The organism is Pseudomonas sediminis (assembly GCF_002741105.1).
Lineage (GTDB): Bacteria > Pseudomonadota > Gammaproteobacteria > Pseudomonadales > Pseudomonadaceae > Aquipseudomonas > Aquipseudomonas sediminis.
Genome location: NZ_NIQU01000012.1, coordinates 26,182 through 50,103 on the forward strand (window position 1 = coordinate 26,182; position 23,922 = coordinate 50,103).

The window sequence follows — 23,922 nt, forward strand, 5'->3', positions numbered from 1 at the left end:
GCCCGGACACATCCGGGCCTGAGAATTACTGGGCCTGCGCGACCTTGGCCGGCGGATTCCAGATCACGTCCTTGATGGTCAGCTGCTTGGGGATCAGCTTCAGCTCGGTGAAGGTGTCGGCGATCTTCTGCTGCGCCTCGACCACCTCCGGGGTGATGAACTGCGCGCCATAGCCCTGGCGCTCAACAGCCTGACGAGTGATCTCCGGGGACAGACCGATCAGCGGCGCGACCTGGCTGGTGGCTTCGTCGAGGTTGCCCTTGACCCACTCGCCAACGCCGCGAATTTCCTCGACCAGCGTGCCGATCACCTGCGGGTTCTTCTCGGCATAGGTGCGGGTCGCCAGGTAAAACTGGTGGTTGTCCACAAGACCGTTACCGTCACGCAGGGTGCGTGCTTGCAGTTGTTTCTCGGCGGCGGACTGGAACGGGTCCCAGATCACCCAGGCATCGACGCTGCCACGCTCGAAGGCGGCGCGGGCATCGGCCGGCGGCAGGTAAACCGGGGTGATGTCGCCGTATTTGAGGCCGGCGTCTTCCAGCGCACGCACTAGCAGGTAATGCACGTTGGAACCCTTGTTCAGGGCGACTTTCTTGCCCTTGAGCTCGGCTACCGATTTGATCGACGAATCTTTCGGCACGAGGATCGCCTCGCCCGTCGGAGCCGGCGGCTCATGGGCGACGTAAAGCAGGTCGGCGCCAGCCGCCTGAGCGAATACCGGCGGGGTTTCACCCGTGACGCCAAAGTCCACGGAGCCGACGTTGAGACCTTCGAGCAGCTGCGGGCCGCCCGGGAACTCCGTCCACTTGACCTCCACGCCCTGCTCGGCCAGGCGTTTTTCCAGGGTGCCCTTGGCCTTGAGCAGCACCAGAGTGCCGTACTTCTGATAGCCGATACGCAATGTCTCGGCTTGAGCTTGAGTGATGGCGCCGAAGGAAATGGCCGCGGCAAACAGGGCGACCAGGCTTCGACGCAAAGTAATGGTGCGCATGGCGCTCTCCCTTTGCGGTGATGTCTTGGTTGGCTACCTGCTTGCCCGTTGGCGGGCGAGTAAGGCGGGATGTTACGGGGTGAATCAAATACTCCAGCGGGCGTTTACCAGCCGGTCGTTCAATACGTTCGGATCGATCGGCTTCGGCCGTCGCGCCAGGGCTGCGCCCAGTTGTTCCAGTGCCTCGTCGAGGCGTTCGCGCAGCTCGTCGTCGATCTGCGCGGGCCTGTCCCCTTCCGGGTAGGCAATCTGTTTGTCCACGGCGAACACGCCGGAGAGCATTTCCTGCGCCTTCAGCACGGCCAGCACCGGCTTGAGCGCGTAGTCCACCGCCAGCAGGTGCGCCGGGCTGCCGCCACTGGCCAGGGGCAGCACCACCTTGTGCGCCAGAGCGCGTTCGGGCAGCAGATCCAGCAGCACTTTCAAGGCACCGGTGAACGACGCCTTGTACACCGGCGTGCCGACCACCAGGCCATCAGCGCTGGCCACCACAGCCTGCAACTGCTGCACTGCCGGGCTGTCGAAGCGAGCATGCAGCAGATCTTCAGCCGGGAAGTCGCGCACCTTGAGCAAGCTCACTTCCACCCGCTGCGCCTCCAGGCGCTGGCGTACGTAATCCAGCAGCACCTCGGTGCGCGAACGCGCCGCAGGGCTGCCGGAGAGCAACACGACGTGCATGATCAATCCTTAGCGATTGGGTTGCGGGGTCAGGCGCAGATAGGGTTTGACCGCGCGATAACCTTTCGGGAAGCGTTGGGCGATTTCGGCTTCGTCCTTGAGCGACGGCACGATCACCACTTCTTCACCGTCCTGCCAGTTGGCCGGGGTGGCCACCTTGTAGTTGTCGGTCAGCTGCAGCGAATCGACGACGCGCAGGATTTCGTTGAAGTTGCGCCCGGTACTGGCCGGATAGGTGATGGTCAGGCGCACCTTCTTGTTCGGGTCGATGATGAACAGCGAACGCACGGTCAGGGTGTCGTTGGCGTTGGGGTGGATCAGGTCGTAGAGGTCGGACACCTTGCGGTCGGCATCGGCGATGATCGGGAAATTGACCGCCGTGTTCTGCGTCTCGTTGATGTCGTCGATCCACTTGATGTGCGAATCCACCGGGTCGACAGACAGGGCGATGGCCTTGACGCCACGCTTGGCAAATTCATCCTTGAGCTTGGCGGTGAAGCCCAGCTCGGTGGTGCACACCGGCGTGAAGTCAGCCGGGTGGGAGAAGAGAATGCCCCAGCTGTCGCCCAGCCATTCGTGGAAGCGGATGCGGCCTTCGCTGGAATCCTGTTCGAAGTCGGGGGCGATGTCGCCCAGGCGGATGGTCATGGTGATGCTCCTTGGCAGTGGCTTGCGTGGTGCTCACTATGCTCAGGAACAAAACGAAACAAAAAGAATAAATAATGATTTATTTATAACCAAAAACTAGTTTGCTTCCGTTCGCAGCCGATAACCCACTCCCGCCTCGGTGATCAGGTAACGCGGCGCAGCTGGGTCGTCACCCAACTTCTGCCGCAGGTGACCGACCACCACGCGCAGGTAATGGCTATCGCCGACATGGCTTGGCCCCCAGATATCACGCAGCAGTTGCTGCTGGGTCACCACCCGCCCGAGGTGCTGGGCAAGCAACGCCAGCACTGCGTATTCCTTGGGCGTCAGGGCGATTTCGCCGTCGTCGAGGGTGACCCTGCGGTAGGCCAGATCGATGCTCAACGCACCGCAGGCGATGCTCGCCGGCAGCGCTTCGCGGCCCTGGCCCTGGCGCAGCAGCACGCGCACGCGGGCGAGGAATTCCTGGATGCCGAACGGCTTGGTCACGTAGTCGTTGGCGCCGCCGTCCAGCGCCAGCACCTTCTCACCCTCGCTGGCACGCACCGAAAGCACCAGCACCGGTACCTGGCTCCATTCGCGCAGGCCGCGCAGCACCTGCTGGCCGTCGAGGTCGGGCAGGCCGAGGTCGAGCACGACGAGATCGGGGCTGTGCAGCGCCGCCTGGGCGAGGCCGTCTTCGCCATTGGCCGCCTCTAGCACCCGGTAGCCCTGGGCGCTGAGGGCGATGCGCAGGAACTTGCGGATCTGCGCTTCGTCGTCGATCAGCAGAATGCTTGGCCCCTGGCTCATCAGTCTTCCTCGGCGGCTTGCGGTTGCGCGGTCAATGGCAGGTGCAGGGTCAGGCTGGCGCCACGGCCTTCGAGGCCGTCGCCGACCGTGACGCGGCCGCCATGGGCGCCAACCATGCCCTGGCAGATCGCCAGGCCCAGGCCGGTGCCCTGGCCGCCGCGATCCCCTCGCGCTGCGGTATAGAACATGTCAAAGATCTTCGCCCGTTCCGCCTCGGGAATGCCAGGGCCCTGGTCGGCGACGATGAAGCGCAGTTCCTGCGCGTCGTATTCCAGCGCCACGCGCAGTCGCCCGGCTGGCGGCGAGAAGCGCGCGGCGTTCTCCAGCACGTTGACCAGCGCCTGCTCGATCAGCGCCGCATGCACCCGCAGCAGCGGTGGCTCCGGTGGCAGCAGGCATTCGACCTGTAGCGGCGCAAGTACCGCACGCAGGCGCTGCAGAGCGCTGGCGACGATATCGCTGGGCGCTACCCAGTCGCGCGCCAGCTTGAGCCCGCCGTGGCCGAGGCGGGTCATGTCGAGCAGGTTCTGGATATAGCGGTCGAGGCGCTCGGCCTCGTCGCGGGTGCCTTCCAGCAGTTCCCGGCGATCGGCCAGGGGGATCGCCTCACCCAGCGCCAGCAGGCTGTCGATGGAGCCGCGCATGGCGGTCAGCGGCGTGCGCAGGTCGTGCGACACCGAAGCCAGCAGCGCGCTGCGCAGTTCCTCGGTCTGCCCGTGCAGGCGCGCGGCCTCCAGCTCTTCGGCCAGTTGCGCACGGGCCAGGGCCTGCGCCAGTGGCTGACCAAGCGCAGCCACCAGGCGCCGATGCTCGTCCGCCAGCGGCGCACCGTCGACGCGCTGCAGACCGATCAGCAGCAGCGGTCCCTCCTCGCCGCACAGCGGCCACCACCACCAACGGCTGCCGGGCAGCGTATCGGTACCGAGGCCGGCAGGTTGCTCGTGCTGCCAGGCCCAGTCGGCGGCGGCGCGCTCGACATCGAGCAATTCGGCGTGCAGACCGCCCTCGTGCTGCCACTGGCCTTCTGCATCACGCGACAGCAGGGTCAGTTGCATATCGACCCGGCTACCCAACTGCTGCTCGGCCACCGCCAGCACGGCCTGGCGGTCGGCGGCGACGGTAAGCCTGCGTGACAGCTCCAGCAGCGCGGTGGTCTCGCCCTGCGCCTGGCGCAGCGCCTGTACCTGGCGGCGCTGACGGCTGGCCAGGTTGCCGGTCAGACCGGCCATGAGCAGGAAGAACAGCAGGGTCAGCACGTCCTCCTGACGCTGGATGCGCAGGGTCAGGGTCGGCGGAATGAACAGGAAGTTGTAGGCCAGGAACGACAACCCCGAGCACGCCAGCGCCGGCCCCAGGCTGCTGCGCACGGCCACCAACAGCACGGCGGCGAGGAACACCAGGGAGATATTGGGCAGCTCCAGCACCCGCGCCAGGCCGAGGGAGATCAGCGTGGCGCAGGCGGCGGCCAGGGTAGCCAGCAGGTAGTCACGCCAGCGCGGGGCGACGCGCGTGCGACGGCCAGCCCTCGGCTGATCACCCGCCGCATCCAGCACGCTCACCTCCAGCCCGGCGCCGGCGGCCAGCAAGCGCTCGCCCAGGCCACGACCGAACCAGCGGCGGCGCAAACGCCGGGTGCTGCTGCCGACCAGGATCAGGCTAGCGCGGCGCTCACGGGCATGGTCGAGCAGCGTGCGCGCCACCGAGTCGCCGTGCAGCGTCACCACTTCACCGCCGAGGCGCTCGGCCAGGCGCAGCGCGGCTTGCAGACGGCCGCGCTGGTCCTCGTCCATGTCCTGGCGACTGTCCACGTGCACCACCGACCAGGGCAGATGACGCCGCTCGGCCACCCGGCAGGCATGACGCACAAGGCGCTCGGCCTCACCGTCGCCATCCACCCCTACCAGCAGGCGGCCGAGCAGGCTGGGCGCGGCCTGGCCGAGCTGGCGGTAACGCTGGTCGAGGTCGGCATCGACCCGTGCGGCGGCGGTCTGCATGGCCAGCTCGCGTAACGCGGTGAGGTTGGTCGGCGAGAAGAAGGCGTCGATGGCCGCACGGGCCTGCTCGGGCATATACACCTTGCCGTCGCGCAGGCGTTCGAGCAGCTCGCGTGGCGGCAGGTCGACCAGCTGGATCTCGTCGGCCTCCTGCAGCACCCAGTCGGGCACCGTTTCGCGCACCTGCACGCCGGTGATGTCGCGCACGCGGTCGTTGAGGCTTTCCAGATGCTGCACGTTGACCGTGGTGTAGACGTCGATGCCGGCGGCGAGCAGTTCCTGCACGTCCTGCCAGCGCTTGGCGTGGCGGCTGCCGGGGGCGTTGCTGTGCGCCAGTTCGTCCACCAGCGCCAACTTCGGCGGATCGGTGAGCAGGCCGTCGAGATCCATCTCGCTCAGCTCCAGGCCGCGATACGGCAGGCGCAGTGGCGGCTGCTGCGGCAGGCCCACCAGCAGCGCCTCGGTCTCGCTGCGACCATGGCTTTCCACCACCCCAGCGCGCAACGCCACGCCCTGACGCAGCTGCGCATGGGCGGCCTGGAGCATGGCGTAGGTCTTGCCCACGCCCGGCGCCGCGCCGAGAAACACCTTGAGCCGGCCACGGCCTTCGCGGGGCAGATCGGCGAGCAACGCTTCGGCGCGCAGGCTGTCGTTCATCGAGCACTCGTCACTGGGAAGAAGTGGAGGGATTGTCGGCCAGCGCCAGGTTCAGAGCCAGCACATTGACCACCGCCGGGCCGAACAACGGGCGCTCGGTGTGCGCCTCGACCAGGCGCAGCAGTTCCACTTCCGTCAAGCTACGGGCCTGGGCGACACGCGGAATCTGCCAGGCAGCGGCCTCAGGCGAGAGGTGCGGGTCGAGGCCGCTGCCCGAGGTGGTCAGCAGTTGCATCGGCACCGGCGCCTGGCCGGCATGACCCGCGCCGGCCTGCTCGATGCGCTCGCGCAGTTTGGGATTGCTCGGCGCCAGGTTGCTGGCGGCGCTGGCCACGGTGGCGTAGCTACCTGCCGAGGGGCGCGGCTGGAACCACTGATCGCCGTCGAAGGCCTGGGCGATCAGGCGGCTGCCGCGCACCTGGCCGGTGTCGTCATGCACCAGGCTACCGGCGGCCTGATCAGGGAAGGCCACCTGGGCCACGCCGGTAACGGTCAACGGATAGGCGACCCCGACCAGCAGGGTCATGACAGCCAATGTGGTGATGGCGGGACGAAAATGTTCGAGCATGATGAATCTCCTGATTCGTGTGGCCCCGGATTGCATCCGGGCTACGTCGCTGAGCGAGAGGGTCTGTCCGGCAATACCGAGTGGCCTGCCCTACCCTCTCCCCAGCCCTCTCCACTGGGCGTGCCCCCATGAATAGGAGAGGGAGCAGACCGCGTGTGAACGAAACAACGCATTTACACCCAACCCAACCCCACCAGCAGCAGGTCGAGCAGCTTGATGCCGACGAAGGGCGCGATCAGTCCGCCGAGGCCGTAGATCAGCAGGTTGCGCCGCAGCAGTTGGCCGGCGTCCAGCGCCTGAACGCGCACACCGCGCAGCGCCAGCGGGATCAGCGCGACGATGATCAGCGCGTTGAACACGATGGCCGAGAGGATCGCGCTCTGCGGGCTGTGCAACTGCATCAGGTTGAGCGTGCCAAGCTGCGGGTAGATGCCGGCGAACAGCGCCGGGAGGATGGCGAAGTACTTGGCCACATCGTTGGCCACCGAGAAGGTGGTCAGCGCGCCTCGGGTCACCAGCAGCTCCTTGCCCACCTGCACCACGTCGATCAGCTTGGTCGGGTCGCTGTCCAAGTCGACCAGGTTGGCGGCCTCGCGCGCGGCCTGGGTGCCGTCGTTCATGGCCAGGCCGACATCGGCCTGGGCCAGCGCCGGGGCGTCATTGGCGCCATCGCCGCACATGGCCACCAGCTTGCCTTCGGCCTGCTCGGCGCGAATGCGCGACAGTTTCTTCTCCGGCGTGGCCTCGGCGATCACGTCGTCGACACCGGCCTCGGCGGCGATGGCGGCGGCGGTCAGCGGGTTGTCGCCGGTCACCATCACGGTGCGAATGCCCATGGCGCGCAGCTCGGCGAAGCGCTCGCGAATGCCCGGCTTGACCACGTCCTTGAGGTGGATGGCGCCAAGCAGGCGCCCATTCCCGGCCACCAGCAACGGCGTACCGCCGCTCTGGGCGATCTTCTCCACCTCCCGCGCCAGCGGCGCCGGCAGATCGTCACGGCCCAGGCCGAGGTAGGCCAGCACAGCGTCCACCGCGCCCTTGCGATAAGCCACGCCACCTACATCAGCACCGGACAGGCGCGTCTCGGCGCTAAAGGCGATCAGGGTCATGCCGCTGCGCTCGGGCACCGCCATCGGGTGCAGCGAGGCCAGGTATTCGACGATGGACTTGCCCTCCGGCGTGTCGTCGCCCTGCGAGGCCAGCAGCGCCGCCTCGGCCAGCTCTGGCGTGGCGACGCCCGGCGCCTTGACCATGGCACTGCAGCGGCGGTTGCCGAAGGTGATGGTGCCGGTCTTGTCCAGCAGCAGGGTGTGCACGTCGCCCGCCGCCTCCACGGCGCGGCCGGACTTGGCGATGACATTGAGGCGCACCAGGCGATCCATGCCGGCGATGCCGATGGCCGACAGCAGGCCGCCGATGGTGGTGGGGATCAGCGTCACCAGCAGCGCCGCCAGGTAGATCAGCGGCAGGTCGCCACCGGCAAAGCGGGCGAACGGCTGCAGCGTGGCCACCACCAGCAGGAAGATCAGGGTCAGGCCGATCAGCAGGATATCCAGAGCCACCTCGTTGGGCGTCTTCTGCCGGCGCGCGCCTTCGACCAGAGCGATCATGCGGTCGAGGGTGGACTCGCCGGGGTTGGCGCTGATCCGCACCAGCAGCCAGTCCGAGACCAGGCGGGTGTTGCCGGTGACTGCCGAACGATCGCCGCCGGACTCACGGATCACCGGCGCGGATTCGCCGGTAATCGCCGCTTCGTTGACCGCCGCGACGCCTTCAATCACCTCGCCGTCGCCGGGGATCAATTCACCGGCCTCGACCCGCACCACATCGCCCTTGCGCAGGCTGCTGGCCGGGACGGACTGGAACTGCTCGCCAACCTGCTTGTTCGCCATCAAGCCCTGACTGCCGGACTTGAGGCTGTCAGCGCGGGCCTTGCCACGCCCTTCGGCCAAGGCCTCGGCGAAGTTGGCGAAGAGCACGGTGAACCACAGCCACAGGGCGATCTGCACGCCCAGGGCGGTGCTCACCGCAGGGTTGGGGACGAAGCACAGCACGCTGGTGACCAGCGCGGTCAGCTCCACCACCAGCATCACCGGCGAGCGCACCAGTTGCCGTGGGTCGAGTTTGACGAAAGCCTGCTTGAGGGCCGGGCGCCACAGCGCGCCGAGGCCGGTCTGCGGCTGGCTGCTGGACGATTTGGCGCTGCGTTGCGCCGTTACGGGGGCATTCATCACGGTTTCTCCTTCAGAACGCCAGGTGTTCGGCCAGCGGGCCCAGGGCCAGCGCCGGCATGAAGGTCAGACCACCCACCAGGAGGATGGTCAAGGTCAGCAGCACGACGAACAGCGGCCCATGTGTGGGGAAGCTGTTCTGCCCCTGCGGCGCGGCGCGCTTGGCCGCCAGGCTGCCGGCAATCGCCAGCACCGGCAGGATGTAGCCGAAGCGCCCGAGCAGCATGGCCAGGCCGAGCATCAGGTTGTGGTAGGGGGTGTCGGCGGTGAAGCCGGCGAAAGCCGAGCCGTTGTTGCCGGTGGCCGAGCCGTAGGCATACAGCGCCTGACTGAAGCCATGCGGGCCGGGGTTGCCGATGGACGCCGCCGGCCCGGCGAAACTCACCGCCAGGGCGCCGAATATCAGCACGCCGACCGGCATCACCAGCAGCGTGGCGACCATCAGGCGCACTTCGCGGGCTTCCAGCTTCTTGCCCAGATAGGCCGGCGTGCGGCCGATCATCAGCCCGGCGAGGAACACCGCGATCAGCACGAACAGCAGCATGCCGTAAAGGCCCGCGCCGACACCGCCAAAGACGATCTCGCCGAGCAACATGTTGACCAGCGGCACCAGCCCGCCGAGGGCGCTGAAGCTGTCGTGCATGGCATTCACCGAGCCGTTGGACGCCGCCGTGGTGGTGGTCGCCCAGAGCGCCGAGGCGAAAGTACCGAAGCGCGCCTCCTTGCCCTCCAGCGAACCGACCTGCTCGATGGGCAACCCTGCCAGCGCCGGATTCGGCTGCAACTCCGCCCAGGCGCACACACCCAGGCCGATGACGAACAACACCAGCATACTGGCGAGGATCGCCCGGCTCTGGCGCAGGTCACGCACGTAATGGCCGAAGGTGAACACCAGGGCCGCCGGGATCAGCAGGATCGACACCAGCTCCAGCAGGTTGCTCAGCGCCGTGGGGTTCTCGAACGGGTGCGCCGAGTTGACGCCGAAAAAGCCGCCGCCGTTGGTACCCAGTTGCTTGATGGCGATCTGGCTGGCCGCCGGCCCCATCGGCAGGGTCTGTTCGCTACCCTGCAGGGTGGTGGCCGACACGTAATCGCTGAAGTTCTGCGGCACGCCCTGCCACACCAGCAGCACGGCCAGCACCAGGCACAGCGGCAACAGGCCGTAAAGCACGGCGCGGGTGATATCCACCCAGAAGTTGCCCAGGCGGTCACTGGACTGCCGCGCCAGGCCACGGCACAGCACCACCAGCACCGCCAGACCCACCGCCGGGCTGACGAAGTTCTGCACGCCGAGGCCGAGCATCTGGCTGAAATAGCTCAGCTGCACCTCACCGCTGTAGGCCTGCCAGTTGGTGTTGGTGACGAAGCTCACCGCCGTGTTGAACGCCAGCGGCAAGCTCATCCCCGCCACCTGCTGCGGGTTGAGTGGCAAGCCGCCCTGTAGCAACAGAATGCTCATCAGCGCCAGCAGGCAGACCAGGGTGAAGGCCAACAGCGCCAGGGCGTAGCCGCGCCAGCTTTGCTCCTGCTGCGGGTCGACGCCCGCCACGCGGTAGCACAGGCGCTCCACCGGCTTCAGCACCGGGCTGAGCCAGGTACGCTGGCCCTCCATCACGCGGTAGAAATAGCGCCCGAGAAAAGGTGCCGGTGCCAGCACCAGCAGAGAGAAGGCCGCCAGCAGCAGCCAGTCGTAGTCGTGCATGGCCGTCTCCTCAGCCACGCCCGGCGGTCAGCAGCGCCGACAGCAGGTAGGCGAAGAGGCCGACCACCAGGATCAGCGACACACCATCGATTGCGTTCATGTGCAAAGCTCCACGATGCGGGGAATCCGCTCGCGAGCATTGTCGAAAGGCTGGCCGTAAAAATTCGATTGCCGCCCCGCCGCCAGGGCGTAAAGAAATCGTATTGATGCAGTGGGATCAGCCCTGTGGAAGGCGCTTCAGCGGCGACTTGTCCAGGCAGCTGCGACTGCATGAAAGCATACCCGTAGGGTGGGTTAGCGGCGCAGAACACCGTTCCTACGTCCGCGCACCAACCTCAAGCGCCGCGTAACCCATCGAGCGATCTCAAGCCCACCACTCAAACCAACACATGCACCGCCAACCCCACCAACGCACAAGCCACCAACGTCTCGATGACCCCACGTTTGAAAGCGAACAGGGCCAACGCCGCACCGAGGGTAATCAACGCCGACACCCAATCGAACGCGCCGGCAAAGCCCTGCGGCCAGAGCACGTGATAACCGAAGAACAGCGCCAGGTTGAGGATCACCCCGACCACAGCGGCGGTGATCCCGGTCAGCGGCGCAGTGAACTGCAACTGGCCGTGGGTCGACTCCACCAGCGGCCCACCAGCGAGGATGAACAGAAACGACGGCAGAAAAGTGAACCAGGTGACCAGCGCCGCCGCCAGCGCCCCGCTGACGAAGGCCGAATCGCCCCCAAACAGCGGTTGGCCGTAGGCGCCGACGAAGGCGACAAACGCCACCACCATGATCAACGGCCCCGGTGTGGTTTCACCCAACGCCAGGCCATCGATCATCTGCCGGGGTGTCAGCCAGCCGTAGTGGTCGATGGCGCCCTGATACACATAGGGCAGCACCGCATAGGCACCGCCGAAGGTGAGCAGCGCCGCCTTGGTGAAGAACCAGCTCATCTGCGTCAGCGTGCCCTGCCAGCCGAACGCCAGGGTCAGCAGGCCCATCGGCAGCAGCCAGAGCCCTGCGCCGACCAGCAGGATCAGCGCCAGGCGGCTGGAGCGAAAATGCGTGTGCGCCAGGCGCGTGTCGTCATCGATCAATGCCGGCGCATGCGCCCCGCCCGACTCGCCATGTCCGGCGCCGACCGCGAAGTGCTGCGGCGCCAGCCGCCCGCCGATATACCCCACCAGCGCCGCACCGAGCACGATCAGCGGGAACGGCAGCTGCAAGGCGAAGATGGCGACGAACGCCGCCGCCGCGATGGCCCACAGCCAGGCGTTCTTCAACACCCGCCCGCCGATACGCCAGGCCGCCTGCACCACGATGGCCGTCACCGCCGGCTTGATGCCATAGAAGATCCCCGCCACTAGCGGCACATCGCCGAACACCAGATAAACCCAGGAAAGCGCGATCAGGATCAGCAGCGACGGCAGCACGAACAGCGCCCCGGCGATCACCCCACCCCAGGTGCGGTGCATCAGCCAGCCGATATAAGTCGCCAACTGCTGCGCCTCCGGCCCGGGCAGCAACATGCAGTAGTTCAGCGCATGCAGAAAGCGCCGCTCGGACAGCCAGCGGCGCTTCTCCACCAGCTCCTGATGCATGATCGAAATCTGCCCCGCCGGCCCACCGAAGCTGATCAACCCCAGCTTCAACCAGAACCAGAAGGCCTGCAGCAAACTGACCGGGGCGGGACGTTCAGACGAGTCAGGCATCGAAGGCTCCAGCGGCTAAAAATCGACCGGCCACTATAGCCACGAAAGATGACAGCCGCGCGTCACCGTACGAAAAACCACCAGCCCCACGCAGCCCTTGTCCCACCTGGTCTGGACGAGTTTTCCCGCATCTTATCCACAGCACTTTCCCCAGATTCTGTGCACGACACCCGGCAATACGCCTCTGCCCTGCCCCGCTGTTGAAAAGCCGAGCCAAGTGATTGATTAAAAGCGATATTCCGCCTGGCGATAACGCCAGCAAAGCGTGATTGGGCAAAAACTGAACGGTCTGCCGAGGCCCGCTTGAATGCTAGGCGCGAAGCGCTTTTGCAAAGGTTATCCACAGCGCTGTTAACAGAATTTGTGGGTGGACTTGGGAAAGCCTGGAGCGGCGTTTCTCCAACGGCAAACAACCCATATGGCATTTTGCCCACGAAGCATGGACAGCCTCCCAGTGGATGGACTAGGTTCTGGGTTGGTTCTGCTGGAGTAGTTATCCAGCAGCTTGGGCTTGCCGTTATCAATGTCGCGTTTCTCCCTGGATGGCGTCGCGTTTGCCACGACCACCGACCGCCAAGCGAAACAAGGACTTGCTAGACAACAAGGAATGTTATGCGACAGCTGTCGCGGGCAAACGCGAAATGAATGCCGATTAATTAAAAGTTACATATAAGGAAGTCCGATGACATCTAAAGCACTGAGCAGCCTTAATGAGCGATTAAAAGATATTGATCAACTGATAAAGGCGCACTCTGCCATTACGAAATTTAACAATGCGGAGTCTGCGGCAAAAAAGGCAGGTGGGGAGCTCGCCAAAATATCTTCGGTTATGCATGCGCTAGTAACTGACCCTGGTCGCGGAAAACCAAAAGAGGTTGACGCAATAAATAGAGCGGCCTTTGTGCTACTAACCGCACATTTCCAAGGTTTCGTAGATGACCTCCATGCAGAGGCCGGAGCTTTAATTCTAAAGGGTAAAGCAAACGATCCTGCTGCGGTCATTAAGCTAATCAAACCGCCGCGCAGCAATCCGCACGTAAACATCATAAATCAAATGTTTTCAGGATTAGCCATATATGAGGTCATGGACTCAATCAGCTGGCAGAAGTGTGACAATAAGTCTGTAAAGACACGCCTAACAGGATACCTAGAAACACGAAATAAAATCGCCCATGGCAAAAAAGAAGCAATAACAAAGCAAAAAGTAACATCACTAAAGCAGTTCATTGAAACTCTTGCGAGAAAACTTGATGAAAAAGTTGGTGAAAAAGCGGCCCTTGTTATTGGTACGAGTCCTTGGTAGGTGTTAACAGGCTGCGAGTTGCGTAAAACTGATCGTAGCCCGCCCCCCTATTGCTACATTGCAAGTACCGCAAGTAAACAAGAATACGCAGAACGACAAGGAAGTTTGTGCGATAGGTGTCGCGGGTAAACGTGACATCGATGTCGCCATTTTTGGAGAAAAGGAGAAAAATTGTACAGATTCATTTTCTGGACACCAGCGATGCGGGCCAATAAATAAATCTGCCCTATTTTACAGCAGCGACTAGCCTCGCTATTTTTAATAAATCATCAAAAGCATGAAAATCTCATCAATTAATCACAGGCACTGGATAGCCATCCTTGACATGACACCTTGAGAAAACACAATGCATCCAAGCCACGTCAATACCCGTATTCTAAACTCAGTAGAAGCAATAGCCAAAACCATTAACTACATATCGGAATTCAAGGAGGTCAACAGCTTTGATGAGCTAAACGAGATATGCAGGAAAATAAGTGACGCCTGCATTGACATTATCTCCGGCGCTGAGACGATATCAGAGGGGCATATAAATAATTTGCTAGCCGGTATTAAAATATTCGCAAATCACTTCAATAAAATCAGCTCAAACAAAGACCTCCGAGTAGAGCTACTAGATGTAAACGATACCATTTTAGATCATGCATCAAATTTAGAGAACCTACTACCTTTACTGACAGATGAGAACAAGCAACAAAATCTACTAGATCAGGTCCAGATATATGAGACACTACTTAACAACCTTCACCTTGATCTAAATACCCTCACAACACGCATAAACAATACCGAGAGCAATTTAAAAACGCGCCTAGGCCCAATCGAAGAGGCCGCAAAGTCCGCCGAAGCAGAAATATCAAGCCTTATGTCAGGAATCCGTTCCCTAGCAACAAATGCTTCAGGAGAACTGGTCTACGGCAACTACAAAGACAGCGCCGCAAGCGAAAGGCACACATCTAATCAGCTAAGAACTATCAGCTTATTCTTCATGATCCTAGCCGCTTCAATTCCTTTATACTCCATAATTCAATCCCTCTCGACCGAACTTGCAATAACTGACATCATCACAAGAGCAACGCTCTCGCTATTCTTAAGCATACCTGCGGCCTACCTTGCAAGAGAGTCCGCCAAACATCGACGACAGCAGTACCTATACCAGCAGTACTCTCTCAACCTTAACGCTCTCACTCCATTTATCGCAGAGCTTGAGTCTCCCGAAAAAAATGCAATTAAAGGCGAGCTTGCCAGAACTCTATTTAGCTCTTCGCATGAGGCAGGTAGTGCGCGCGATGATACATACCCAGTAAACACCCATGAATTACTTGCACTCCTGATTAACAAACTTGATCTAAAGCCCTCAATTGATAAATCAACACGCACGAACTAAATTTATAGCAAAACCCCCGCATTGACGGGGCTTCTTCGTTCACAGGGCGAATTTCGCGTTGCCATCGATAGGAGAAAAGAGAGAAGGGGAAAGATTTATTTACTGTCTTTACAATCCATAGAACATAAAAACTCGGTGCGCACAGCGCACCCTACGATAAGAACCCCGATATATCAGACGCGCGAGTAGCCCCTTCAGGAGGGTGAGCGGAATCGTCGTGGAAGAGGTTGAGCGGCATGGATGCCGCGAGAGCTGCGATGGGCCAGGGATGGCCCTTCGCAGCGTGCCTCTGGAGCGATGATGGAGCGAACGAACCCCGGCGAAGCCGGGGCCGGATGGCGGGGCGGGCGGTTTTGGTTACTTTTGCCAAGACAAAAGTGACTCGCCCGAAGGGGCGAAACCAGAAGTATCGGTCGAACACTTAATCCAAGCGGCCACTCCACCCCGTACCAAAACGCTTTCATCCGAATGAAGCTTTCGGTTTCACACTTCCTCCTCAACACCGCCTCCAGACAAATCCCCGGATTTCATCCGGGCTACAGCCTCCATTCGGCGCTGATCGCCGGCAAGCCGGCTCCTACGAACAGCATTCCCTCCAGATCGCAGGCAAAAAAATCGGGCCTTACGGCCCGAAAAAGTACTCCACCTTGAAGAGTTCGTTTACAGCACGTGCGACTGGTATAGCTCGGTCAACGCCTCGCCACGCAGGTAGGCCAGCTCCGCCGAGCGGCGGTCGCGGGGACGGGTCAGGGGGACGGCCAGTTCGCGTTGCAGGCGACTTGGCGTGCCGCCGAGGATCAGCACGCGGTCGCTGAGGTAGAAGGCTTCGTCGAGGTCATGGGTGACCAGCAGCACGGCGATCTCGTAGCGAGCAGCCAGTTCCACCACCAAGTCCTGCAGTTTCATGCGAGTGAAGGCGTCCACTGCGCTGAAGGGTTCATCCAGCAGCAACACCTGCGGCTTGCCGTACAGCGCGCGGGCGATGGCCACACGTTGGGCCTGGCCACCGGAGAGGTGTTTGGGCAGCGCGTCGCCACGCCCGTGCAGGCCGACGTCGCGGAGCAGTTGTTCAACCCACTGGTCGTCCGCCACCCAGCCATCGGCGAAGCCGACGTTCTGCGCCACGCTGAGCCAAGGCATCAGCCGGGGCTCCTGGAACACCACGCCGATACCGCTGCCACGCCCGAAGTTGAGCAGCGGGTTGAGTTCCAGCCCGCCCTGATAATCCTGATCCAGCCCGGCGGCGATGCGCAGCAGGGTGCTCTTGCCGCAGCCGGAGGGGCCGAGCAGGCTGACCACTTCGCCAGCGGCCAGGCTCAGGCTGACGTCTTCGAGCACGCGTACGTCAGCAAAGGCCTTGTGGATATTCTGCAGTTTCAGCAGCGCACTCATGCTCCGTCCTCCCCGCCCTGATAGCTGTCGCGCCAGCGCAGGGCGCGGGTTTCCCAAGCCTTGAGCAGGCTGTCGCTGAGTTTGCCGAGCAGCGCCAGCAGCAGGATCGCGGCGATCACCAGATCCGGCCGCGAGGTTTCCCGGCCGTCGCTGAGCAGGTAGCCGAGGCCACGGGTGGCGGCGATCAGTTCGGCGGCGACGAGGAACATCCAGCTCAAGCTGAGCGCGCCGCGCAAGCCGGTGAACAGGCTCGGCAGCGCAGCGGGCAGGAGGATGCGGCGCACCAGCGCCAGGGAAGAAAGGCCGTAGAGCCGGCCCACTTCCACCAGTTTGCGGTCGATATTGCGGATGCCGGCGAGCAGCGCCAGGTACACCGGGAAGAAGGCGCCGAGGGCGATCAGCACGATCTTCGGCGTTTCGTCGATGCCCAGCCAGAGCAGTAACAGCGGCACCCAGGCCAGGCTGGGAATCGCCCGTAACGCCTGGAAGGTCGGTTCCAGATAGGCTTCGGCGCGGCGGCTGAGGCCCACCCAGGTGCCGATGACGATGGCCAGCGCGGCGCCGATGGCAAAACCGGCGCCGACGCGCAGCAGGCTGGCGTTCAGATGTCGCCACAGCTCGCCGCTCTGCGCCAGCAGGTACAGGGTTTGCGCCACCTGGCTCGGCGCAGGCATCTGGTGCGCGGGCAATACGCCGCTGCGCACCAGAGTTTCCAGCAGAGCCAAAATCAGCAGGGGCACCACCCAACCACGCAGGTCGGACAGTGCCGGCCGCCAGCCTGGAAGCCGTTCGGCCCAGCGACCGATGACGAGGTTGAGCGCGCCCATCGGTCAGTTCCCCGCCTTGGCCACGTTGCTGCCGATCACCTGAGCGGCCAGTTGCGGCTGGATCAGTTGGTCGACCACCTGAGCGACGTCGGTGCCCGGACGCACCAGTTGCTCGTCGAGCAGGATGGGTGCAGAGGCTTTCAGCGCCTTGATGTGTTCGGCGCCCGGCTGCGGGTTGCTGAAGTCGGTGCGCGACAGTTGCAGCTTGGCCACTTCCAGCGGCAGTTTGGCTTCGTCGGCGAGCAACTGGGCCAGGGCATCGGGGTTGGCGATGGCCCACTGGCGCGCCTGCTCGTAGGCGGCGATCACCTGTTTGATCAGCTCGGGCTGCTCCTTGGCGAACTTTTCGGTGACGCTGAGCACGCTGTAGCTGTTGAAGTCGCGGTTGCGGTACAGCAGGCGCGAACCGGCCTGCAACTCGCTGGCGGCCATCAGCGGGTCGAGCCCGGCCCAGGCCTGCACGTCGCCGCGCTCCAGGGCGACGCGACCGTCTGGGTGTTGCAGGTGGACGATCTCCACGTCGTTCTTGTCCAGCCCGGCCTTCTGCAGGCTTTGCAGGAGGAACAGGAAAGGGTCGGTGCCCTTGGTGGCGGCGACTTTTTTACCCTTGAGGTCGGCCAGCGACTGGACGGGCGAGTCCTTGGGCACCACCAGCGCTGTCCACTCCGGACGACTGGCAACGTAGACGGTGTTGATCGGCGCGCCGTTGGCGCGGCTGAGCACGGCGGCCAGGCCGGCAGTGGAGACGAAATCGGTGCTACCTCCGTTGAGGTATTCCAGCGAGCGGTTGCTGCCCTGGCTGAATGTCCATTTGACGGCGATGCCCTGCGGCGCGAGGGCTTTTTCCAGCAAGCCCTGCTGCTTGAGCACCAGGCTGGTGGGGGCGTAGTAGGCGTAGTCCAGGCGGACTTCTTTCGGTGGTGCGGCATGTACGGCGGCTGGCAACCAGGCGGCGAACAGCGCCGCCAGGCCAACACGCAAGGCATTCTTCTTCATGGTCATCTCCTCATGGATATATGGCCTTCCGGCCCGTTGGCGGGCCGGTCAGGAGATGTCACTGGGGTTAGGACCTGCCCAAAGGATCGCGAGCTAGAGCGATGCAAGGCAAAAAGAGGCGAGGAAGCGGAGTGTACTTTTGTACATGAGCATTCCGAGCCTGTTTTTAACGCAGCAGTGCCGACGCGCAGCAGACTTTGGGCAGGTTCGTGGGTTACAGCAGGGTCAGGGTGTAACTCAGGATCAGGCGGTTCTCGTCGGCGTCGGTGGTGACGTTGCCGCGCTGGGTCGCATTGCGCCAGGACACGCCGAGGCCTTTCAGCGGGCCGTCTTGCAGGGTGTAGTCGAGGCGGAAGTCGCGCTCCCACTCTTTCAGGTCACCGTTGGCGGAGTCGACGTTGTCACCCTTGAGGTAAGCGACGCTGGCCTTCAGGCCCGGTACGCCGAGTTTGGTGAAGTCATAGCCGTACTCAGCCAGCCAGGTGCGCTCGCCGGCGTTCTGGAACTTGCCGATCTGGCGGTCGGTGATCAGGTAGGACGAGCTGCCGCCGCCCTGGTTAAGGAACGGGAAGGCGCTGTCGCCTTCGACCTGCTGGTAGCCCAGGCTGGCGAAGTGGCTGCCCAGGGTGTAGGTGAACAGCGCGCTCCAGGTCTGGTTGTCGACCTCGCCGGTGCTGCTGTCGCCAGCACGCCAGTAGCCGGCGCTGCGGTAGCCATCGGCACGGCCGGAGGCGCTGCCGTTCTTGCCGTCGGAGTTGCTGTCGAAGTAACGCAGGTCGGTCTTCAGCGAACCCGGGCCGATCGCCCAGTTGTGCACCAGGCCGAGGAAGTGCTGTTTGTAGAAGTCTTCCAGGTTGCCGTAGTAGTACTGCAGCGTCAGGTCCTTGGTCAGCTTGTAGTCACCACCGGCGAAGTAGAACTTGTTGGTGTCGGCGTCACCGGTGGCGCCGGCGATACGCAGAGAGATGTCGTCGGTGGAGCTACGGGTCTTGGTGCTTTCCAGCTGGCCCGCGGTCAGGGTCAGGCCGTCGATCTCGTTGGAGGTGATCTGCCCGCCTTCGAAAGTCTGCGGCAGCAGGCGGCCGTCGTTGAAGGTCACCACCGGCAGCTTCGGCAACAGGGTACCGATACGCGCCTCGGTCTTGGACAGGCGCACCTTGGCGGTCACACCGGCCTTGCTGTAGTCGTCCACGGCGCTGCCGTCACTATCGAGCGGGAACAGCTGGCCTGGGGTGCGATCACGGCCGGCCTTGCTTGCGGTGCCGCCGGAGTCCAGCTTCACGCCAAGCAGGCCAATAGCATCGAGGCCGAAGCCGACGGTGCCCTGGGTGAAACCGGAGCTGTAGTTGAAGATGAAACCCTGACCCCACTCTTGCGCCTCGCCGTTGTTGTTGGCGGTGTTCTTGTTGTTCAGGTCGTAATAGAAATTGCGCAGGCCGATGCTGGCCTTGCTGTCTTCGATGAAACCGGCGGCGGTGGCCTGGTTGGCGATGGCGGCCAGCGTGACGGCCAAGGCCAGGGTGGATTTTTTCATGCTCGATGCTCCAAGTGCTTTGTGTGCTGTTCTGGGGTTGGCACTGCACAGGGGCTCGGCAGGACAGCGGACATGGCGCTGGTCTCGGCGGATTGGCATACGAACCTGGTCACGATCTGCTGCGCGTCGGCCATGCTGCGTTGAAACCAGGCTCAAAATGCTCATTTACAGCTCGTAAACTGCGCTTTTTCGCCTGGTTTCGCCTTGCCTGACTCTAGCTCGCGAGATCGGGAACAGGTTCTAAGAGCCCCTGATTCGGGCCCGATGCGGTGGTCCGCTGTCGGCTGGTGGCTAATCTACGAGACGAGCGTTAATCCCTAAAAAGAATTATTTTTCACCTTGTAGTAACTAAAAAGAATATAAGCCTGATCCCGATGCAACTCGCTGCGTAGGAGCCGATTCATCCGCGAATCCTGCGAGCCACTTCTGACGGCTTGCTTCGCCAGCCCGCACAGGGCCCCGCCGCGCCTGACAAACTGGCCTTAGCTAATTCCTAAAAATTATTTAACAACTGCTTTTTATATCGACTAGCTTCTCTTCACCGGATCACCGGACTTCTTTTTCTAAACACTGAAGTACGCGTGATCCGCCGCAATCCCATGGCCGGCACGTGTTCGTATCGAGAGCCGCCATGTCCAACACTCATTCCAAACGCAGCACACTGATCGCCGCCTCGCTGGCCATCGGCCTGCTCGTCGCTCCGCTTACCGAGGCCGCCGAGCAACTGCGCATCGGCTACCAGAAATCCTCCACGCTGATCAGCCTGCTGAAGAGCCAGGGCACCCTGGAGAAGGCACTGGCCGATCAGGACATCAAGATCAGCTGGCACGAATTCCCCAACGGCCAACCGCTGCTGGAGGCGCTCAACGTCGGCAATATCGACCTCTCCGCCGATGTCGCCGACACCGTGCCGGTATTTGCCCAGGCTGCCGGTGCCGACCTCGCCTATTTCGCTCAGGAAGCGCCCTCCCCCAGCGCGCAGGCGATCATCGTGCGCGAGGATTCGCCGATCAAAACCCTGGCCGACCTCAAGGGCAAGAAGGTCGCCGTGACCAAGGCAGCCGGCGTGCATTACCTGCTGATCGCCGCACTGAACAAGGCCGGCCTGAAGTTCAGCGACATCGAACCCGCCTACCTGACCCCGGCCGATGGCCGCGCCGCCTTCGAGAACCGCAAGGTGGACGCCTGGGTCACCTGGGAGCCCTTCCTCAGCGGCGCGCAGCAACAGCTGCCGACGCGCATTCTCGCCGACGGCAAGGGTCTGGCCGATTACCAGCGCTACTACCTGACCAGCGCCAAGTTCGCCAAGAGCCACCCGCAGGTGCTGCAGACCGTGTTCGCCGAGCTGGTGAAGACCGGTGACTGGCTGCGCGCCAACCCGCGCCAGGCCGCCGAAATCCTCGGCCCGCTGTGGGGCAACCTCGACCCGGCCATCGTCGAGAAAGCCAACGCCAAGCGCAGCTACCAGGTGCGCCTGGTGCAACCGGACAGCCTCGCCGAGCAGCAGAAGATCGCCGATGCCTTCTACGGCGCCAGCCTGCTGCCGACCTCGGTGGATGCCCGTGAAGTGAGCATCTGGAGCCCGCAATGAGCGCCGAGGCCCGCCTGCATCCCAGCCTGCGCGACGAACCGCTGTTCGCCGCGCACCTGTTCCCCGTGGACTTCGGCAGCCGCACGGCCAAGGTCGAACGCCTGGCCCGGCGCCTGGCGGCCAGCGCGGTGGAGCGTGATCGTGCTGGCGGCAGCGCCCAGGCCGAACGCGAATTGATCCGTGAAAGCGGCCTGCTGACCCTGGCCGTGCCGCAGCAGTACGGCGGTCAAGGCGTGGCCTGGCCGGAAATCTATCGCATCACCCGTTACCTGGCGGCGGTGGACAGCTCGCTGGCCCACCTGTTTGCCTTCCAGCACCTGCAGGTGGCGACCATCCTGCTGTTCGGCAACCCCGATCAGCAGCGCCACTGGTTGACGCGCACGGTGCAGGAGCGCTGGTTCTGGGGTAACGCCACCAATGGTCGCGACACCGGCCTCAAACTCAGCTCACGCGAAGAGCATTACGAGCTCAATGGCAGCAAGTCGTTCTGCTCCGGTGCGCTCGGCGCCGACGCGCTGGTGATCAGTGCACCGCGCGGCAAGAAACCGGAAGACCGAGTGTTCATCGTGCTGCCCAGCCAGCGCGAGGGCCTGGCGGTGAACAGCGACTGGGACGGCTTCGGCCAGCGTCAGACCGACAGCGGCACGGTGCAGTTCGAGCAGGTATTCGTCGACGCCAGCGAGCTGCTCGGCCCGGTCGGCCCCAGCCCACGCACCACGCTGCGCGCCTGCCTGTCGCAACTGATCCTCACCCAGCTTTACCTGGGTAACGCCCAGGGCGCGCTGGACGCCGCGCTGCGCTACACCCGCGAGCAGAGCCGCGCCTGGCCTGCGTCGGGCGTGGCCAATGCCAGCGACGATCCCTTCATCCAACAGCACTACGGCGAACTGTGGCTGCGCTATCGCAGCGCCCTGCCCCTGGCCGAGCACGCCGCCCAGCGTCTGCAAGCCGCCTGGGAAAAACCGGCACTGACCGCCGCCGAACGCGCCGAGGTGGCGCTGGCCATCAGCGAGGCCAAGGTGGTGGCGGTGCGCGCGGCGCTGGAGATCACCAGCCAGATCTTCGAAGCCATGGGCGCCCGCGCCACCAGCTCGCGCTACGGCTTCGACCGCTTCTGGCGCAACGTGCGCGTGCACAGCCTGCACGATCCCATCGACTACAAGGTGCGCGACCTCGGGCACTGGCTGCTCAGCGGCCAGGGTCCGCAAGCGTCGTTGTACAGCTGACAAGGAGGTCAACGACACAGGAACCCTGAAACGACACCCTGCTTCAAGGAACGGGTTGTTGGGCCTGGTTCGCGGTTTGAGATGGTGTAGAGCCGGGATGCGGTACGCACGGCGCACCCTACGCAAATTTGGCACTCCTCTCCCTCTCAGGGGAAAGGAGCGCCTATCTACGCGCTAGCCACTTTGCTCGGCGAGGCATCCTCGAAACGGTCGACCTTGCGCAGGCTCTTGAAACCGAGCATCCAGCCACCGGTGACCGTCAGGGTGCAGGCGCAACCGATCAGCGCCGCCGGCACTACGCCGAACCAGGCGGCGCTGGTTCCGGCGCGGAATTCGCCGAGTTCGTTGGAAGAGCCGATAAACAGCATGTTCACCGCATTGACCCGACCGCGCATGGCGTCCGGGGTGGAGAACTGCACCAGGGAGGAACGGATATACATGCTCACCATGTCCGCACCGCCAGCCACCACCAGCGCGGCGAACGACAACCAGAACAGGCTGGACAGGGCGAACACCAGGTTGGCCACACCGAACAGGGCCACCGCGCCGAACATCACCAGGCCGACATGGCGGTTGAACGGCTTCATGCTCAGGTACAACCCGACCGACACCTCACCGATGGCCATCGCACTGCGCAGCAGGCCCAAGCCTGTCGGACCGACTTCCAGCACTTCCTGGGCGTAGATCGGCAGCAGTGCGATCACGCCGCCGAGCAGCACAGCGAAAAGGTCCAGCGAGATGGTGCCGAGGATGATCGGCCGCGTGCGAATGAAGTGGATGCCCGCAGTAAAACGCGCCCAGGCGGTAGCTTCCAGTGCCTGCATCTTTTCCGCATAGCGCACGGGCACCCGCAGCATCAGAGCGGTGCCGGCGAGGAAGCAGGCCAGACACACCGAGTAGGTCAGCCCACCGCCACCGATGGCGTACAGACCACCACCGATCACCGGGCCGGAAATGGTTGCGCCACGCATGATCATGCTGTTGGCGGCGATGGCCGCAGCCAGGCGCTCGCGCGGCACGATCTGTGGCAGCAGGCTGGACAACGCCGGGCCGGTGAAGGCACGACCACAGCCGTACAGCACCAGCACGGCGTAGTACCAGGCGACCGGCGCCTCACTCAGCGACAACCACAACAGCGCTCCGGCGCACACGCCTTCGACCAGCCAACTGAGCATCAGGATCAGCTTGCGATCGTAACGGTCGATCAGATCGCCGGCCGGCATCAGCAGCACCAGCATGGGAATGAACTGAGCCAGGCCGACATAGGCCAGCGACAGCGGGTCGCGCGTCAGGTCGTAAACCTGCCAGGCCACGACGATGGCCTGAATCTGTACGGCGAACACCACCACGATGCGGGCAATGAGAAACGGCAGGAAACCGGGAAGCCGGTAGACGGAAACGGGGGCAGCGGGCACGGCAGGAACCTCGGGACATGACCGGCCGGTGCCGGTCGAGGTGAGCCGGCCAATCTACGTCAAGGCGCTATTGCGGGGCAAACGCGTGAACAGCCTGTTGCGCAGATCGAACCCAAGAAAACCCGGAGCGTTCGTAGAAGTGAACCGTGGGTGATGACTGTAGGAGCGCCGCCCCGGCGCGAGACGAATGCGCTCATAGCGCATTATCGAGTCGCATGATCCATTCGCCGTGGGGCGCGGCGCCTACAGTCATTGGTAGCGCGGGCGGATGCGGGAGGTCA

Annotated in this window: 19 protein-coding genes; 4 read left to right on the forward strand and 15 right to left on the reverse strand. The window is 63.4% G+C overall.

Features of this window, described 5'->3' with window-relative positions; all coding sequences use genetic code 11:
* Positions 1 to 25: 25 nt before the first annotated feature.
* From CDO35_RS21730 to chrA, 10 genes are all read right to left on the reverse strand, one after another.
* Positions 26 to 991 carry a sulfonate ABC transporter substrate-binding protein gene (locus CDO35_RS21730; RefSeq protein ID WP_099526662.1) on the reverse strand — a complete coding sequence of 322 codons (966 nt, stop codon included), beginning with the start codon at positions 989 to 991 and terminating at the stop codon, positions 26 to 28.
* 84 nt (positions 992 to 1,075) lie between these two features.
* Entirely contained in the window at positions 1,076 to 1,669 is a 594-nt protein-coding gene (gene ssuE / locus CDO35_RS21735; RefSeq protein ID WP_099526663.1) for an NADPH-dependent FMN reductase, read from the reverse strand.
* Positions 1,670 to 1,678: 9 nt separating this feature from the next.
* Positions 1,679 to 2,317, reverse strand: a complete 639-nt coding sequence (locus tag CDO35_RS21740) for a peroxiredoxin (protein ID WP_099526664.1) — start codon at positions 2,315 to 2,317, stop codon at positions 1,679 to 1,681.
* A 96-nt stretch (positions 2,318 to 2,413) separates the two neighbouring features.
* Complete coding sequence (locus CDO35_RS21745; protein ID WP_099526665.1) at positions 2,414 to 3,109, reverse strand: response regulator; 696 nt, start codon at positions 3,107 to 3,109, stop codon at positions 2,414 to 2,416.
* Positions 3,109 to 5,760 (reverse strand): sensor histidine kinase, encoded by a 2,652-nt coding sequence (locus CDO35_RS21750; RefSeq protein ID WP_099526666.1) that lies wholly within the window; start codon positions 5,758 to 5,760, stop codon positions 3,109 to 3,111. Before CDO35_RS21750 ends, CDO35_RS21745 begins: the two co-directional genes overlap by 1 nt.
* A gap of 10 nt (positions 5,761 to 5,770) precedes the next feature.
* Positions 5,771 to 6,328 (reverse strand): potassium-transporting ATPase subunit KdpC, encoded by a 558-nt coding sequence (gene kdpC / locus CDO35_RS21755; RefSeq protein ID WP_099526667.1) that lies wholly within the window; start codon positions 6,326 to 6,328, stop codon positions 5,771 to 5,773.
* 173 nt (positions 6,329 to 6,501) lie between these two features.
* The gene (gene kdpB / locus CDO35_RS21760) at positions 6,502 to 8,559 is read right to left on the reverse strand and encodes a potassium-transporting ATPase subunit KdpB (RefSeq protein ID WP_099526668.1); all 2,058 of its coding nucleotides are present in this window, start codon (positions 8,557 to 8,559) and stop codon (positions 6,502 to 6,504) included.
* A gap of 13 nt (positions 8,560 to 8,572) precedes the next feature.
* On the reverse strand, positions 8,573 to 10,261 hold the full coding sequence (gene kdpA / locus CDO35_RS21765; protein ID WP_099526669.1) for a potassium-transporting ATPase subunit KdpA: 1,689 nt from the start codon (positions 10,259 to 10,261) through the stop codon (positions 8,573 to 8,575).
* A 10-nt stretch (positions 10,262 to 10,271) separates the two neighbouring features.
* Positions 10,272 to 10,361, reverse strand: a complete 90-nt coding sequence (locus CDO35_RS21770) for a hypothetical protein (protein ID WP_021490657.1) — start codon at positions 10,359 to 10,361, stop codon at positions 10,272 to 10,274.
* 277 nt (positions 10,362 to 10,638) lie between these two features.
* The gene (gene chrA / locus CDO35_RS21775) at positions 10,639 to 11,973 is read right to left on the reverse strand and encodes a chromate efflux transporter (RefSeq protein WP_099526670.1); all 1,335 of its coding nucleotides are present in this window, start codon (positions 11,971 to 11,973) and stop codon (positions 10,639 to 10,641) included.
* Between the two features lie 682 nt (positions 11,974 to 12,655).
* Here chrA and CDO35_RS22875 point away from each other — a divergent pair.
* Together CDO35_RS22875 and CDO35_RS21780 are read left to right on the forward strand one after the other, a co-directional pair.
* Positions 12,656 to 13,276, forward strand: coding sequence for a HEPN domain-containing protein (locus CDO35_RS22875; RefSeq protein WP_143507368.1), 621 nt, complete (start codon positions 12,656 to 12,658; stop codon positions 13,274 to 13,276).
* Between the two features lie 346 nt (positions 13,277 to 13,622).
* Positions 13,623 to 14,660, forward strand: coding sequence for a hypothetical protein (locus CDO35_RS21780; RefSeq protein ID WP_099526671.1), 1,038 nt, complete (start codon positions 13,623 to 13,625; stop codon positions 14,658 to 14,660).
* A 660-nt stretch (positions 14,661 to 15,320) separates the two neighbouring features.
* Here the strand turns inward: CDO35_RS21780 and CDO35_RS21790 are convergent.
* From CDO35_RS21790 to CDO35_RS21810, 4 genes are all read right to left on the reverse strand, one after another.
* Entirely contained in the window at positions 15,321 to 16,052 is a 732-nt protein-coding gene (locus CDO35_RS21790; RefSeq protein WP_099526673.1) for an ABC transporter ATP-binding protein, read from the reverse strand.
* A complete protein-coding gene (locus CDO35_RS21795) occupies positions 16,049 to 16,879 on the reverse strand; it encodes an ABC transporter permease (protein ID WP_099526674.1) in 831 nt (276 codons plus the stop codon). Before CDO35_RS21795 ends, CDO35_RS21790 begins: the two co-directional genes overlap by 4 nt.
* 3 nt (positions 16,880 to 16,882) lie before the next feature.
* Positions 16,883 to 17,875 carry an aliphatic sulfonate ABC transporter substrate-binding protein gene (locus tag CDO35_RS21800; protein WP_099526675.1) on the reverse strand — a complete coding sequence of 331 codons (993 nt, stop codon included), beginning with the start codon at positions 17,873 to 17,875 and terminating at the stop codon, positions 16,883 to 16,885.
* Positions 17,876 to 18,089: 214 nt separating this feature from the next.
* Complete coding sequence (locus CDO35_RS21810; RefSeq protein WP_099526676.1) at positions 18,090 to 19,409, reverse strand: OprD family porin; 1,320 nt, start codon at positions 19,407 to 19,409, stop codon at positions 18,090 to 18,092.
* Between the two features lie 631 nt (positions 19,410 to 20,040).
* Here CDO35_RS21810 and CDO35_RS21815 point away from each other — a divergent pair.
* Both CDO35_RS21815 and CDO35_RS21820 read left to right on the forward strand, forming a co-directional pair.
* The gene (locus tag CDO35_RS21815; protein WP_099526677.1) at positions 20,041 to 21,000 is read left to right on the forward strand and encodes an aliphatic sulfonate ABC transporter substrate-binding protein; all 960 of its coding nucleotides are present in this window, start codon (positions 20,041 to 20,043) and stop codon (positions 20,998 to 21,000) included.
* Positions 20,997 to 22,226 (forward strand): acyl-CoA dehydrogenase family protein, encoded by a 1,230-nt coding sequence (locus tag CDO35_RS21820; protein ID WP_099526678.1) that lies wholly within the window; start codon positions 20,997 to 20,999, stop codon positions 22,224 to 22,226. Before CDO35_RS21815 ends, CDO35_RS21820 begins: the two co-directional genes overlap by 4 nt.
* A gap of 167 nt (positions 22,227 to 22,393) precedes the next feature.
* Here the strand turns inward: CDO35_RS21820 and CDO35_RS21825 are convergent, their stop codons facing one another.
* Positions 22,394 to 23,641: an MFS transporter gene (locus CDO35_RS21825; RefSeq protein ID WP_099526679.1), complete on the reverse strand. Its 1,248-nt coding sequence runs from the start codon at positions 23,639 to 23,641 to the stop codon at positions 22,394 to 22,396.
* Positions 23,642 to 23,922: the final 281 nt, after the last annotated feature.

What these genes read in the sequence shown, in the direction of transcription:
- CDO35_RS21730 (WP_099526662.1), bottom strand. Translation starts at nt 991, where the DNA reads ATGCGCACCATTACTTTGCGTCGAAGCCTGGTCGCCCTGTTTGCCGCG.
- ssuE (WP_099526663.1), bottom strand. Translation starts at nt 1,669, where the DNA reads ATGCACGTCGTGTTGCTCTCCGGCAGCCCTGCGGCGCGTTCGCGCACC.
- CDO35_RS21740 (WP_099526664.1), bottom strand. Translation starts at nt 2,317, where the DNA reads ATGACCATCCGCCTGGGCGACATCGCCCCCGACTTCGAACAGGATTCC.
- CDO35_RS21745 (WP_099526665.1), bottom strand. Translation starts at nt 3,109, where the DNA reads ATGAGCCAGGGGCCAAGCATTCTGCTGATCGACGACGAAGCGCAGATC.
- CDO35_RS21750 (WP_099526666.1), bottom strand. Translation starts at nt 5,760, where the DNA reads ATGAACGACAGCCTGCGCGCCGAAGCGTTGCTCGCCGATCTGCCCCGC.
- kdpC (WP_099526667.1), bottom strand. Translation starts at nt 6,328, where the DNA reads ATGCTCGAACATTTTCGTCCCGCCATCACCACATTGGCTGTCATGACC.
- kdpB (WP_099526668.1), bottom strand. Translation starts at nt 8,559, where the DNA reads ATGAATGCCCCCGTAACGGCGCAACGCAGCGCCAAATCGTCCAGCAGC.
- kdpA (WP_099526669.1), bottom strand. Translation starts at nt 10,261, where the DNA reads ATGCACGACTACGACTGGCTGCTGCTGGCGGCCTTCTCTCTGCTGGTG.
- CDO35_RS21770 (WP_021490657.1), bottom strand. Translation starts at nt 10,361, where the DNA reads ATGAACGCAATCGATGGTGTGTCGCTGATCCTGGTGGTCGGCCTCTTC.
- chrA (WP_099526670.1), bottom strand. Translation starts at nt 11,973, where the DNA reads ATGCCTGACTCGTCTGAACGTCCCGCCCCGGTCAGTTTGCTGCAGGCC.
- CDO35_RS22875 (WP_143507368.1), top strand. Translation starts at nt 12,656, where the DNA reads ATGACATCTAAAGCACTGAGCAGCCTTAATGAGCGATTAAAAGATATT.
- CDO35_RS21780 (WP_099526671.1), top strand. Translation starts at nt 13,623, where the DNA reads ATGCATCCAAGCCACGTCAATACCCGTATTCTAAACTCAGTAGAAGCA.
- CDO35_RS21790 (WP_099526673.1), bottom strand. Translation starts at nt 16,052, where the DNA reads ATGAGTGCGCTGCTGAAACTGCAGAATATCCACAAGGCCTTTGCTGAC.
- CDO35_RS21795 (WP_099526674.1), bottom strand. Translation starts at nt 16,879, where the DNA reads ATGGGCGCGCTCAACCTCGTCATCGGTCGCTGGGCCGAACGGCTTCCA.
- CDO35_RS21800 (WP_099526675.1), bottom strand. Translation starts at nt 17,875, where the DNA reads ATGAAGAAGAATGCCTTGCGTGTTGGCCTGGCGGCGCTGTTCGCCGCC.
- CDO35_RS21810 (WP_099526676.1), bottom strand. Translation starts at nt 19,409, where the DNA reads ATGAAAAAATCCACCCTGGCCTTGGCCGTCACGCTGGCCGCCATCGCC.
- CDO35_RS21815 (WP_099526677.1), top strand. Translation starts at nt 20,041, where the DNA reads ATGTCCAACACTCATTCCAAACGCAGCACACTGATCGCCGCCTCGCTG.
- CDO35_RS21820 (WP_099526678.1), top strand. Translation starts at nt 20,997, where the DNA reads ATGAGCGCCGAGGCCCGCCTGCATCCCAGCCTGCGCGACGAACCGCTG.